The following is a 13,432-nucleotide window of genomic DNA, read 5'->3' on the forward strand; positions in this document are numbered from 1 at the left end:
ACGGCGAGCAAGGTCTACAAGGTCGACCCTGAAGAGGTGACGCGTGAGATGCGTGACAAGGCCAAGACCGTAAACTTTGGCATCATCTATGGCATCTCAGGATTTGGACTGCAACAACGGCTGAACATTCCTCGTGGTGAAGCCAACGAGTTGATCGCCAACTATTTTGAAAAGTACCCCGGCGTTCAGCGATACATTGACGACACGATCGCGTTTGCTAAAGAGCACGGCTATGTGGCCACGCGGACGGGGCGTCGCCGCTATATCCGCGACATCAATTCCAAGAGCAAAACGGTGGTCAGCGCGGCCGAGCGTTTGGCGATGAATAGCCCGATTCAGGGCACCGCAGCCGATATGCTGAAATTGGCAATGATCCGTGTCCACGAAGCACTGACCGAAGGTGACTTCAAGACCAAGATGCTGCTGACCGTGCATGACGAAATCGTCTTTGACATGCCTAAGTCGGAAAGCGAAGTGGTAATGCCGGTGATCGAACAAGCGATGAAGACGGCGATGCCGATGAGCGTACCGATCGTGGTCGAGATGGGGATCGGCGACAACTGGCTCGAGGCGCACTAGGGATCGTATCTTCGTTGCGAAACTTGCCAACCGTTTTGCCCTCACTCACCCCAAACGCGTCTCGGCGACAAAAATCTGGTTGGGGGCCCCTGCGATCGAGCGATCAGGGCGCAGGAATGCGACATGCTTTCCGTCGGGGGAATAAACCACCGCTTCGGGACGTGGTGCACTGGCAGGATCCGATTCTGCGGTGATCGGGGTGGTAGTGCCGTCGGTGATATCCACTTCGCAGACGCAGACGCCCGCAGCACAGGCGATCGCAGCGCCATCGGCACGGAAACTAAACGCGGACTCGATGGGGAAATCATTGTCAGTGAGTTGACGGAACCCTGGTTCGGTCGGCGAGGCAAGCCACAGCTGCGTTCGCCCCGCATCATCGCGCATCAGAAACGCAATCTTGCTGCCATCGGGACTGCTACGCGGCCAATGTCGGACGCTGCCAAGCCCCGGGTATTTTCTCTCTGTCGTTTCCGTCAATCGTCGCTGTGCGGTGTATCGCGGCGGCGCAGGGCGTGTCAACGGAGTGCCACAGAGCGGCATGTCGCCACAGGCCGTGACGTCGTCGGGAATGTCGACGATGAACAGTTCGGGGACGGTGCGGCCGTCCTGCGAGACGACATCGCCGATGAATGCTAACGCACGCGTCTGCCGTGAACCATCGCCGCGAAGGTAGCCGTTCTCGCCTACCCACGCGTCGCTGTAGGCTCGATTGATTTGATCACTGCCAGGTGCCGGAGCATCCGTGGTTTTTGTGACCAAGACGCTGAACATCGCCCCGTCGTGATTTCGCGGATGGGTTGTCGGCACATGGACTTGGGCGATGGGAACCGACACGCCAACGTTCCGCTGATTCTGATGAGCCCCCACCGTGGTCGAAGTCGCTAACACATGGTCTTCGTAGGTAAAGCTGACCCAGCGACCATCGCCACTAAAGACATGTACATGAGTGCCGCCACGAAGGGCGCCGGACGTGTAAGGTGAAACCACGTCGCGTGCATCAAGATTGGCGACATGATGCTTCGGTTCCACTGTGTCGTGTTGTAGTTCTACGGTGACCCCGCGGCGATGCCAAGCGGCATACGCCCAATCTTCGCTAGGGTTTTCAGGGCCGTGGATGAATACAATTTTGTCATCGACGGGGCTTGCGGTGACTACGCCGACGCAAGCTGCATGGTTGGAATGGTAGACTACTTCAACGTCGCCAGATTCGACATGCACCCGTTCGATTCGGTGGCCATCAAACAGCGAACCCGCTGCATCGCTGCGAACGTCGTAATAGATCCACTGCCCATCCCGCGACCATACACCGATGTTCGTCAGGATATGATTGCAGTCACTGCGAGTGATCGCTCGTTCGCGAAGTCGAGAGTTGGAAGCGAGGTGAAACGATGCCATCGATGTGCTACCTAGCAGCCCCCGAAAAGAGCACTCACGCTGTGCCCTGAAAAACTTTGATGCCATTGCCCCCCTGATCGCCGATCTGGCAATTAGCGGTGGACACGAGGTTGTTTCAAGCCCACACTCGTGAGCTCTTGGTTCGTGAGCTCTTGGTTTACGAATGAAGCAAAAAAGGAATTGTCGCAATTCCTGCGATTACAAACAATAGGATCGTTGCGGCACAGCCCTTTCGTTGTTCGATTCCTAGTTCGTGCATCAAGCGTTCGATGAACACTTTTGATTCCTTCAACCGCACACCCGTGCTTTCTTTGTAGAGCTTGATTGCTTTGAGCTTACTCCCCTCTTGGATGGCGTCGAGAATTTCGTCGATCTGTTTCCCATCTAGGTCCTTGTCCCAGGTAACTGTCTGTGGGCCAACGGGGAGGCTCTCTACGTAGTTCTTTGCGGCGACAAGTGAGCTTCCAGTCCATTGTTTGTGCAGCTTAACCGCATTGAGTTTGCGACCCGCTTGCAGCTCAAGGCGAATCGTCTCGATTTGTTCCTCGGTGAGGTTGTCGGACACGCGATACCTTCTTTGCGCAAAATGGTTGTTCTCGACCGCACAGTGTTATTCGGCTTGCCAGCTCCCTCAAAACTCTTTTTCCGGAAGAGCAAGCATTCTAACCCGCGTCAATCAACCACGGGAAGCGGAAGGTCTTCGACGTATTGACCGTGCAGCATGTGCAGCTGCAGCGTGTGATTGATCACGATATCGTTACGGCGGGCAAGCGTGCCATCGGTCTCTTGCCATGCGCCTTCGATAAACGGATTCAGCGCGTCGCGGTTAAAGAATCCAACTTCGCTGACACGGCTTTCGGTCAACCAATGATCGATCATTTCTTGGACTGCGTTTCGCTTGACCGGATCGGTATGGGCCGGAGGTGCCATAAAGGCAAACTTTTTACGTTCATACAACTCTCGCGGCAGCACGTTCACCATCGCTTCACGCAACACCCATTTCTCAACCCCATTGCGAATTCGCACTTCTGGCGGAATCGTCGTCGCGTACTCGGCTAAATGATGGTCTAAGAATGCCGGTCGGGCTTCCATGCTGTTGGCCATATCCATGCGGTCGCCACCCCAAGTCAAGATTTGGCCTTCCAGCATCGTCTTGCTCCAGGTGTACTGCGAGATATCCAGTCGGTGGCGTCCGCGAACTTGGTCCGGATCGATCGCGGCGGCGACCGCTGCCACGGGATCATACTCACGCAATAAGTCCTGCATCTCGGCCGACAGCAACGGGCGGACTCGCTCGAGCACCAGCATCCAAGGCTGCATAAAGGACGGAGTGAACCCGCACAGATCTTCCCATGCCGGATGCGTCATGTCCTCTTCGGACAAAATCGCACCGGCGAACAAGCCACCTTCATCTTCGCGGCCTAGCCAATCTCGTTTGAAAAACGGGTAGCCGCCAAACAGTTCGTCTGAACCTTCGCCGGTCACGACCGCTTTGTAATTACAAGCCCGCACGCGGCGGCTCATGTGCCACTTGGCAACCGCCAAGGTGTTGTAAAACGTTCGTTCGGCATGCCAAGTCGCACGTTCAAAGGCGGGACCGTAGAGTTCTTTTTCGGTCAACCGCAGCAGTTCTTGTTCTGCTCCGGTGCGATCGGCCATCAGTTTGGCGATATTCGATTCGTCGTATTCATCGTTGTCAAATGCAATCGTGAACGCTTTGACGGGCGACTGTTGAAGCGTCGTCGCTAACCCCAGGATCGAGCAGCTGTCGATGCCGCCCGAAAGGTAGCAACCGACTGGCACGTCGGCTTCGAGTCGCGTGGCGACCGCGTCGATCAAACGGTCTTGGACGCCTTGTACGTACTCTGCCGGATCCGGATTGGGGTCATGCGACGTGGGGAAGACAAAATCCCACCAGCGCTCGGTCTTTGTCTCCAAACGTCCGTTATGCATCTCGGCGATCAGCATATGTCCAGGCTGCAGAGCATGGACGCCTTCGAATGCCGTGCTGCCGGGCACCATGACTTGCATCATTTGATGCAGTGCTGCTTTGGGGCATAATTTAGGCGTCACGTCGGGGTGTTTTAGAATCGACTTGACTTCCGATCCCCATACCACGCCATTATCGTTTACCGAGTAGTAGAGAGGTTTAATACCGAATCGGTCGCGAATCAAAATCAAACGTTTCTTGCGATTGTCGTAAAGGACGATGGCAAATTCACCTCGCAATTGATCGACAAACGACAATCCGTCTCGCAAGTAAAGCGGCAGCGCGATCGCGCTGTCACTTTTGCCGCTGCAATCATATTGTTGGCAAGCCAGTTGAGTTCGCACACGTTTGTAGCCATACAATTCGCCATTGACGGTCATGGCGTAGTCGCCTTCGGCCGATTCAATCGGTTGATGGCCATGGCTCAATCCCACGATTGACAGCCGGGTGTGCCCCAGTGCGACACCGTTATCTAAGTAAAACTTGCTGCCGCGTTCGTCGGGACCGCGATGGTCGAGGACATCGAGCATGCGATCAAGGGTGAATCGCAGTTCGCGTTCGTTGGTTCGTGATGGGTTCCAGAACCCAGTAATGCCACACATAAAAAATCCTGTTAGGTGTTTTTGGGTTGGGGGAATGAGCTTGGCGCAGGGCACGATCGAAACCGATTCGCCGCGCCGCCGTGCCGCGGAAAGTGAACGGAGTTCGCTGCGGCAGCGATCAATCGATTGCCCCGAGATTTAGATTCCGCTGATTCGATCCAAGCGATCCAGCACCGCGGTTAAAAGGGCTTGCCGCACGAACACCGCCCCCGCGGCTTGGGCAAAATAAAGATTGTGTTCGGTTTCGTCCAAGTCTTCGGATAACTCGTCGTTGCGTGCCAAGGGGTGCATGATTACCGAACCGGGCTTTAAGTTGCTGCTGCGATCGAGTTTATAGCGACCGTCAAGGTTGCGATAACTATCACCCAGAAATGCAATCGAATTGACGTACACAACATCCAAATGTGGCAGCACTTCTTGCACGTCATTGGTGATGTCGATTGGAATGGGCGACTCTTCGATCGGCTCGGTCAAATCCAAGCCAACCGGATCGGCCATTTCGGAAATCAACGTGATCCGTTTGACCGAATTGGTGAACATTAGCGAAAGCCGCAGAAAACTTTTCACCGCTCGCATCGATCCGGGCGTCCCGATGATCCCCAAGTGCACGCGGCGGTCTTCGGGACAATCTTCCATGGCCAGTTCCGGTCGCCATTTCAACAGCGAGTACCAATCAATCAACGCTTGCGTCGGATGGTGTCCGGATCCATTACCGGCGTTGATCAGCGGTCGTTGCAAATTGCGGCGAATCTCGTCCATGCTGTTGGTTTCGGGATGCCGCATGATGACCACGTCACCGTATGTATTAAACATCTCGCCGATATCTGCGAGTGATTCGCCCTTGGCAACACCGGTGACTTGTCCATCAGGCACCGAGAGCACTTTGCCATCGAGTCGCTGCACTGCACTTTCGAAGGACAAACGCGTGCGAGTGCTGGCCTCGAAAAAGGCGGTGATTGCGATCTTGCCATCAAGCGGTTTGTCAATTTCGACATTTCGCATTTCCAGCACGGCCGCCAATTGAGCGATTGCGATCACGGTGCGGCGATCGAATTGCCGCGGATTCAGGATCGACTGTCCCGCCAACGCTTCGAGCGCCTCGCGATCAATCTTGCCGTTGCTAATGTTTAGCAGGTCGCCTGGACACAACTGCATTCCTTTTGAGTTCATCGCCACATCCGTTGTCATGCGAAGAGATTGAGAGTTGGTTTTTGTATTTGTGCTCACGTTCTTCACCATATTTTCTTACCACGAGAATCGAAGAACAAAAATGCGACGAGCATGATCACGCCGATGCTGCATAGCACCAACGCGCCCACCACAAGCCACTGTAGAAAAGAGACGGAAAACATCATGCTCAACTCGCTCCCACCGGCTCGCGTGTATCCAGGGCATCCAATGACTCGTCATCGCATTGGAGCGTCGAAAGCGTACTAAATTGAAAATTATCGGGAACCAACAGCGTGACCAAACCAAAGACGACTCCGGAAACCGCCGCACCGACCAGCGATCCGACAAACCAACCGATCATTTCGTAGGCAGCCAAGCCAACGATGCTGCCCGAGACCATGGCGCTGCAAGCGGCCGCGGCGCTAGGCCGACGAAAGTATAAACCGCCCACGATGGGCCAGATACAGCTGCCCACCATCGGCCCGGCAAAGAACAGCACGGTCGCGAGTGTTCCCAGGTTCGGCCAGGCAAACGCCCAAGACAATACACCGAGCATCACAATGCTGATTGCGGAATAACGCCGCTTCGCTGTGTCGGATAAAGGGGCGGGCGAGCAACGCTCGATCACATCATTGACGATCAAGTCCGAGGTGGCGGCCAGCAAGCTGTCGATGCTCGATGCTAGCGAGCAAAAGACGATGACAAAGACCAACAAGGCACCACCCCATCCCAGTAGGGTCGCAGCCACTAAGGGGCCCACCGTGTCGGGTTGGCTGACGCCGATGCCAAGCGTTGGAGCGGCCAAGCCCAAAAATCCAGCGAGGATGGGGACAGGTAGCCACAGCAATCCACCTAGGGCATACGCCTTGGGACCGACACCCTCTCGCATCGCAAACGCGCGACTCCACCATACATTGCTATGAAAGATTTCACCAAAACTAAACAACATATTATTGAATAGCGACATTAAGGCGGCAGGAAATAAGACCCACAACAACATCGGTCGATCCAGTGTTAGTTTCTCGTGCACATCGGCAATGTCTATTTTGACAAGCACCGCGATTGCGACCACAACCAGCCCGACCAAAATGATCAAACTTTGGATGAAATCGGTGCCAATCACAGCATACATTCCGCCAAACAGCGTATACAAAACGCATACCGATAGGACCACGGTCATCCCGACTTCGTAGGGGATGCCCGACAAGACATTCAGCAGTTTACCACCGGCCATCGACATCGAGATCAACCATGTCAACGCGTAGAACATCGAGATAATCAGAAACGGGATCGTTCCCCAGATGCCGTAGCGACGGCGGACAAATTCGACTGCGGTATACCCGTTGGGCATCAATTTGCGAATGCGGCCGCTCATCGGCGCAAACGCGAACAATCCAAAGCTCGCTGTGGCATAGGCGACCGCGCCCCAAACGCCTAATTGCAAGGCAAATTGGGGGGCCAACATTGTGGTGTTCGAGGTGATCCAAGTCGCCACGGCAGTGGCCGTCGCCAAGGCCAATCCGACGTTTCTGCCAGCGACCGCAAAGCCGTCATACGATTTGGCACGTCGTCCCCACCAAAGACCCAGCGAAATCCACAGGACACTGAACAACGCCAACATCACATAGCCCGCTGTCGAACTCAGAATCGGAGTCGCAGCAACAATCATGAAGGGTCCTCACTTGGTTCATCACGCTCCGGTGGGGCTCGCCATGAGCCCCAGGTGATCAAAAATACCAGTATAAGAAACACGGCAAGACCAACGAAAAACAGTCCCGAGGCGTACTTCATCGGCCAGTGTCGTACGACCACCACCGCAGGAATCTGCGTCTTCGCGATCACTTTACCGTCGGCGTCCTTGGCTTGCACGTGAAACGGATAAGTACCGTTGGATAGTCCTGATACAAACGCGACGGGAAAGGCACCGCGGTATTGAACGCGTTGCTGAGCGTCCAGCAAAACGTATTCGCTGGCCCCGGCAACCTCGTTCCAGTTCAGCGATACATAGCCTTCCTTGTTGACCGCGAATTCCGTTTGCTCGAACGCCATCGGCTGTTCAATTGCCGGCGATTGTTCAATTGCATGACCACGGAGATCATCGTCGCCGGGACCTTCCGAGGGGGAAGCGGGATCCGGAATTATCGACGGATCTTGACCGGAAACAGGCGAAACCTGAACAAGGTGGAGCGAAAGAAAAAACAGCGTCATCGACGCTGCAAGGCTCCTGGGTAACGTTATGCCATGACGGCAAAAAAACACCGCATCTCCTGGGAAAATAACTCGCGATTTTTGTTACGAACCGTTCGTAGTACTAAAGTGAAGCAAACCGCCAAAGTATTTTCGTCACTTCAATTCGCATAATTCCCTCGCTGGTGTCTCGAGGGGAATCTCAACTTAACGTCGTCCAAACGAAGTTCGAATTTTCAGTTTTTGCGGTCAGATACCGCCATGTGAAAAGCCTGTCATGTTCAGATGAATCGCCAGAATACCAAATTTCGCGGCGATCCAAAACCCACCCCACTCACCCCCCGTGCTTCTTAGACTCGGCGAGCTGATTTGCGTTAACGGGGCGAATCATTCTTTCCTTGCTTTCAAAGCCGGTTCCCTCTCGGTGCACACCTGCAAATTTGGCGTAAAGCGTTATACTCAGTGGCGCTGCGATATGGCTGCCCCCAATCCGTAGGGACGCCCCTGCTGGCGAATCTTTTACCAAACATCCTCGTGGTCATGCGTGATGGTCCAATCGTGACGCATCCTCTTGGCCTTGATTTCACATTACCCGAAACCGTGTTCTGAGACACCTTTGTAGGGTGCAATTTCAATGACAAAACGAATCCTATTTGTATGCATGGGAAATATCTGCCGTTCGCCAGCGGGTGAGGCAGTGATGAAACGGTTCGCCCAAGAATATGGTGTCGATATGGAAGTCGATTCGGCGGCGACGCAGGCCTTTCATGTGGGGGAACTCGCCGATCCACGAATGCGGTCGGCAGCCGAAGCACGCGGTTATGAATTGACCAGTCGTGCTCGAGTCGTCACCGCTGCCGACCTTGATCCCAAACGATTTGATTTGGTACTGGCTATGGATGCGGAGATTCACGCTTTTCTGCACGAGTTGCGAAAAGGATCGAAATCACACATCCGCATGTTCGGCGACTACCTCGATGACGAGTGGCCCAACGACGTTCCCGATCCCTATTATGGCGAAGAGGAAGGCTTCGGTGAGGTGCTCGATATGCTCGAGGAAGGCTGCCCATTGATCATGCAAACGCTTGCGGGTGAGGATATTTTTGAAGGTGAATTCGACGACGATTGATCTCGTCGTCTTCGCGTCCATGACGCCTCGCGAGTATCATGAGCTCGCAATTCTCGCAGTGATCTCACCCGTCTAACAAAAATCGAATTTGATGCGAATCCTGTTTCTCGGTGATGTTGTCGGCAAACCTGGCTACACCGCCGTGCTGCAACATGCCGAACCGTTGCGCAAAGAGCTGCGTTTGGATGCATTGATCGTCAACGCAGAAAACGCGGCCGATGGGTCGGGGCTAACCTCGCGTCAGTATCGTCGTCTGGTAGACGCGGGCGTCGACGCAATGACGCTGGGCGATCATATCTATCGTGAGAAAGAGATCGCGAAAACGCTTGAAACCAGCAAACGAATTGTCAAACCCGCCAACTTTCCTCCCGATGCACCCGGCAAATGCTGGACGATTGTGAAGACCAGTGGCGGCAGTTCGTTTGCCATCGTATCGCTGCTGGGGCGTGTCTTTATGCGGCCGGTCGATTGTCCCTTTATCGCAATCGATCGTGTGCTCGAGGAGATTGGCGATAAAACGAAACAGATCGTGGTGGATGTTCATGCCGAAGCGACCAGCGACAAGCAAACGCTCGGACGTTATTTAGACGGGCGAGTGACCGCGGTGCTTGGCACCCATACTCATGTGCCGACCGCGGACGCTTGTATTTTTCCTGGTGGAACCGCATTCCAGTGTGATGTGGGGATGTGCGGTCCGTACGCGAGCATCATTGGCCGCGACATCAAGCGTGTCACGCAGACGACTCGCACGTTCGAGCCGTGCCATTTTTACGTCGCCACTGACGATGTACGGCTGTGTGGTGCGATTGTCCAGTCGGATGCGAATGGCCGAGCGACATCGATCCAGCGGTTCGAACGACGCATTCAATAGTTGGCTTGCAAAGTAGACTTGCTAGGCAAAATACGGCAACACGCGGTGTTTGTATGTGTCAGAATAGCGTTTTCTCAAAACTCTCTATTTTCTGAGTCTCCATTCATTCCGCAGGTGCACCATGATGAAGCGACGTCAATTTATTCAGAACACGTTGGCTGCCGGAACCAGCATGGCACTCGCGTGTCAATCGCTTTCGAGCACAAGCGTTGCTCGCGAGCCGATTGCTCGTTCGGGACCCGCTCGTTTCCAGCTCGCGTTAGCCGCCTATTCGTTCCGCAGCTATTTTTCGTTCATGAAAGAGCGGCCACAAAAACCGGCCGACGATGGTCCTGCGATCGATATGGCCGGTTTCATCGACTACTGCACAATGCACGGATTTGATGCCGCTGAATTGACAAGTTACTTTTTCGATCCGCTGCCCACTGCCGATTATTTTCTCGAACTAAAACGTAAAGCCTTTGAGCAAGGTGTTGCGATTTCGGGCACCGCGATTGGCAACGATTTCACCGTTGGCAAAGGCCCGAAGCTGAATCAACAGATTCAAGATGCAATGAAATGGATCGACAACGCCGCGATTCTAGGGGCACCCCACATCCGATTTTTCGCTGGCACCAAGAAGCAGATCGACGAACAGCCCGAGCGAATGCCCGAAGCGATCGCGGCGCTTGAACAGTGTGCCGAGCATGCAGCGTCGAAGGGCATTTTCTTGGGCGTGGAAAACCATGGTCAACTAACGGCCGAGCAATGTTTGACAATCATGCAGCAGGTTCAAAACCCGTGGGTCGGTATAAATCTGGATACCGGCAATTTCATTTCGGATGACCCCTATGCCGACCTGACGCAGTGCGTCCCCTACGCCGTGAACGTTCAAGTCAAAACGACGATGAAATCACCCTCGGGAAAAAAGAGTCCCGCCGATCTGGACCGGATCGGCAAGATTCTGCGAGACGCGGGATATCAAGGATTTGTGGTCCTTGAGTATGAAGAAGAGTCGCCCTACACCGCCGTTCCCAAAGTGGCCGATTTGCTGCGCAAGGCACTGGGAATCTAAATTACTGGGGGGGCTAAACGGCTTGTAGCAAACGCACCCAGCGGAGCAGCATTTCTTTGTCGACCTCGCCCGCTTGGATCACGGGGTATCCAGATTTCCTAAGCGTCGGTGCCCAGGATGGTGGGTCCTCTTGCTTGGCGATTGGCAATAAAACTTGCAGCGAGGCTTCGGCATCGTTTTCTCGCAGTCGGACCGCCGGAGGACGAGTTTTTGCCGACACTGCGACACCGTAAAACGTGCGGCTGGCAGACATCGCCACCGCCAATGCCATCGAATCCGCCGCTTCCGCCTTGGTTCCACTGATGGCTCCGGGGGCAGCGACGGCAACGGCCAACGGTTCGATCGCCGAAGTCTTTTGGATCGAAGCGACAAATCGGCCAATCACGTCAATTTCTTTGGGTTGCCAGCGTTGGGTGTCTTCTGCAGCCACCGCGCACACGACGACTCCTGTCTTTTCAGCGACCTCGCGCCATGATTCGAGCCATTCTTTTGGCGCCGCTTCGCCGGGATTCATCAGCAGCACCATCAATCCCAGTTGTTTTAGTGATTCGTCCGCTTGTGGCGCCAATACGGCAGCGACATTCGCTGCATCGGGTAGTTTCAATTCATTGATCGACCATTTCGCGTCGATCTCGCGCCATGCTTTGGGGATTGCCGTCATCACGCCGGCGTCGATCGAGTCGGGAGTCAACGTAATCGTTTTGCTCGTGTCCGCGCGACGCACTGCCAGTTCAATCGCCTTGCCTGGCTCAGCAGCCATCATTTGACGGCGAAGCGACTCGACATCGTCCACTTCCGCGACGCCGATCTTTTCGATGATGTCGCCGGGTTCTAGTTTGCCGTCGGCCGCGGTGCCGGAAATCACATCGCGGACCAAAACCTGCTTCGCTGGATCGTCATTCTTCGATTCATCCGCTTGCGTTTCTGTGCCCGCTTGATCGACGGCAATCACCCCTAGTCGCTGGGGTTGCAGTGGCGGGATCGAATCGGTCAGAGTGACATCAAAGGTAAGCCGTTTTCCATCTCGCTCGACTTCGATCGAAATGGTGTCGCCGGCGTCAAATTTCCCAAGCAGCAATCGCACGTCTTGGTGGCGTTGGACCTTCTGAGCATCGACAGCGCGCACCTTGTCGCCGGCTTTCAGCCCTGCGGTTTCGGCGGGCGAGCGGACTCGAATCGCGGCAAGTTCGGTCTGGTTCTCATACGGGTCTTTGCTCTTCGAAACGATTCCAATCAATCCCTTTTTGATGTCTTCGCCATCTCGCATGCGAGCAAGATTCTTTTTGACCACGTCCAGTGGAATGGCGAATGCAATCCCCGAGTCGTACCAATCGGTGTCCGCTTCGGCCCCACCTTCGGCGACCGCTGGAATCAAAATCCCCAAGGCGTTGCCGTACAGATCCACCAACAACCCACCGTAGAAGGACGCCGTCACGCGTGCATCGGCTTGGATCGCGATTCCATCGAGTCGCTCTTTTCCGCTGAGCACGCCACGGCTGACCAGTGGTGATGCATCGATACCGTAGCGTCCAACTGCCACGGTGGTTTGCCCCGTGCGAGCTTCGATTTTGTCAGGCATCGCAATTGGGGACAATTCAGTATCGGTTTTGATTTTCAGCAGCACCAAGTCACGATGCTCGTCCTTGGACACCACTTCGGCAGCATGCCGCGATCCGTCTGGCAACACGACCAGGATGGTGGCCGAAGGCCGCCGCACCACGATACTTGATGCAAGCACGTAGCCGTCTTTGTCAACGATCACCCCGCTGGTCGGTGCGTCTTGTTCGACTTCACCCTCGGCGCCGCCGGTCCCTCCGACCACTTCAACCACCACAACCGAAGGCAGGACATGATTCGCAGTTGCACGGACCGCGTCGGCCATCGCTTGACGATACTGCAGATCGTCCGCCGCGGAGGCCTGTGACGCTTGCATCCCCGCCAACGCCACGATCGCGATGAAAAGCGAAAGAATCAGGATGTTCCTGCTGTCCAAATGATTAGCGGTACGGCGCAAGCCGTCTGGTCTCGCACCGAAAATTAACATGCAATACCGGAGGGCTTGCGCCCCACCGCTAACAAGGCTTCGCACTTTCAACACGTTCGCCATAAGATTAACAGAAAGCTAAAGGGAGTACGCCAATTACTTGGCTCGGAGTGTGATGGGGATGATCTCAGAGTTTCGCTGAATCGTTAATTCCACCGGATCGCGACGATCGATCGTGCGAAGCAGATTGCGTAGGGATCGCTGGCCCTCGACGCGTCGGCCGTTGAGCAACAGAATCAGGTCGTCGGTTCGCACCTGAGCTCGCGATGCCCAGCTGTCTGCCACGACGTGATCCACATACGCCGGTGTTGACTCGAGTACATCGGGGACCATCACCAAGCCAAGCGTGGCGAGCGTATGCGATTGATCGCGGGGCAACTTGGGCTCGCTATCGTCCATCCGCTGAACGAC

Annotated in this window: 12 protein-coding genes; 4 read left to right on the plus strand and 8 right to left on the minus strand. The window is 55.0% G+C overall.

The features are described 5' to 3' along the window. The coding region (locus ABX962_RS16000) for a DNA polymerase (RefSeq protein WP_372721055.1) at positions 1-579 on the plus strand (579 nt) is incomplete at its 5' end. Between the two features lie 45 nt (positions 580-624). Here the strand turns inward: ABX962_RS16000 and ABX962_RS16005 are convergent. The 6 genes from ABX962_RS16005 to ABX962_RS16030 all read right to left on the minus strand — a co-directional run bounded on the left by ABX962_RS16005 (position 625) and on the right by ABX962_RS16030 (position 7,944). Continuing rightward, entirely contained in the window at positions 625-1,974 is a 1,350-nt protein-coding gene (locus ABX962_RS16005; protein ID WP_372721056.1) for a DUF3748 domain-containing protein, read from the minus strand. A 157-nt stretch (positions 1,975-2,131) separates the two neighbouring features. Next, a complete protein-coding gene (locus ABX962_RS16010) occupies positions 2,132-2,539 on the minus strand; it encodes a hypothetical protein (protein WP_372721057.1) in 408 nt (135 codons plus the stop codon). Between the two features lie 107 nt (positions 2,540-2,646). After that, on the minus strand, positions 2,647-4,566 hold the full coding sequence (gene asnB, locus ABX962_RS16015; RefSeq protein ID WP_372721058.1) for an asparagine synthase (glutamine-hydrolyzing): 1,920 nt from the start codon (positions 4,564-4,566) through the stop codon (positions 2,647-2,649). Positions 4,567-4,704: 138 nt separating this feature from the next. Then, entirely contained in the window at positions 4,705-5,754 is a 1,050-nt protein-coding gene (locus ABX962_RS16020) for an aspartate carbamoyltransferase (RefSeq protein ID WP_372721059.1), read from the minus strand. 169 nt (positions 5,755-5,923) lie between these two features. Next, positions 5,924-7,405 carry an urea transporter gene (locus ABX962_RS16025; RefSeq protein ID WP_372721060.1) on the minus strand — a complete coding sequence of 494 codons (1,482 nt, stop codon included), beginning with the start codon at positions 7,403-7,405 and terminating at the stop codon, positions 5,924-5,926. Then, complete coding sequence (locus tag ABX962_RS16030; protein ID WP_372721061.1) at positions 7,402-7,944, minus strand: hypothetical protein; 543 nt, start codon at positions 7,942-7,944, stop codon at positions 7,402-7,404. Before ABX962_RS16030 ends, ABX962_RS16025 begins: the two co-directional genes overlap by 4 nt. Before the next feature lie 613 nt (positions 7,945-8,557). On the opposite strand from ABX962_RS16030, the gene ABX962_RS16035 reads away from it, so the two are divergent. The 3 genes from ABX962_RS16035 (at position 8,558) to ABX962_RS16045 (ending at position 10,977) form a co-directional block, all read left to right on the plus strand. Beyond that, a complete protein-coding gene (locus ABX962_RS16035; protein ID WP_372721062.1) occupies positions 8,558-9,052 on the plus strand; it encodes a low molecular weight protein-tyrosine-phosphatase in 495 nt (164 codons plus the stop codon). Between the two features lie 91 nt (positions 9,053-9,143). After that, positions 9,144-9,923: a YmdB family metallophosphoesterase gene (locus tag ABX962_RS16040; RefSeq protein WP_372721063.1), complete on the plus strand. Its 780-nt coding sequence runs from the start codon at positions 9,144-9,146 to the stop codon at positions 9,921-9,923. Positions 9,924-10,044: 121 nt separating this feature from the next. Continuing rightward, the gene (locus ABX962_RS16045; protein WP_372721064.1) at positions 10,045-10,977 is read left to right on the plus strand and encodes a sugar phosphate isomerase/epimerase family protein; all 933 of its coding nucleotides are present in this window, start codon (positions 10,045-10,047) and stop codon (positions 10,975-10,977) included. A gap of 13 nt (positions 10,978-10,990) precedes the next feature. Here the strand turns inward: ABX962_RS16045 and ABX962_RS16050 are convergent, their stop codons facing one another. Both ABX962_RS16050 and ABX962_RS16055 read right to left on the minus strand, forming a co-directional pair. Next, complete coding sequence (locus ABX962_RS16050) at positions 10,991-12,991, minus strand: PDZ domain-containing protein (RefSeq protein WP_372721065.1); 2,001 nt, start codon at positions 12,989-12,991, stop codon at positions 10,991-10,993. A 126-nt stretch (positions 12,992-13,117) separates the two neighbouring features. After that, positions 13,118-13,432 (minus strand): PDZ domain-containing protein (locus ABX962_RS16055; RefSeq protein ID WP_372721066.1); only part of this gene is annotated, 315 nt, incomplete at its 5' end.

The sequence above is a fragment of the Novipirellula sp. genome (assembly GCF_041583735.1).
Classification (GTDB): domain Bacteria; phylum Planctomycetota; class Planctomycetia; order Pirellulales; family Pirellulaceae; genus Novipirellula.

Coding starts and splice junctions, on each gene's coding strand:
- ABX962_RS16020 (WP_372721059.1), bottom strand. CDS start 5,754: ATGACAACGGATGTGGCGATGAACTCAAAAGGAATGCAGTTGTGTCCA.
- ABX962_RS16035 (WP_372721062.1), top strand. CDS start 8,558: ATGACAAAACGAATCCTATTTGTATGCATGGGAAATATCTGCCGTTCG.
- ABX962_RS16040 (WP_372721063.1), top strand. CDS start 9,144: ATGCGAATCCTGTTTCTCGGTGATGTTGTCGGCAAACCTGGCTACACC.
- ABX962_RS16005 (WP_372721056.1), bottom strand. CDS start 1,974: ATGGCATCGTTTCACCTCGCTTCCAACTCTCGACTTCGCGAACGAGCG.
- asnB (WP_372721058.1), bottom strand. CDS start 4,566: ATGTGTGGCATTACTGGGTTCTGGAACCCATCACGAACCAACGAACGC.
- ABX962_RS16030 (WP_372721061.1), bottom strand. CDS start 7,944: ATGACGCTGTTTTTTCTTTCGCTCCACCTTGTTCAGGTTTCGCCTGTT.
- ABX962_RS16045 (WP_372721064.1), top strand. CDS start 10,045: ATGATGAAGCGACGTCAATTTATTCAGAACACGTTGGCTGCCGGAACC.
- ABX962_RS16025 (WP_372721060.1), bottom strand. CDS start 7,405: ATGATTGTTGCTGCGACTCCGATTCTGAGTTCGACAGCGGGCTATGTG.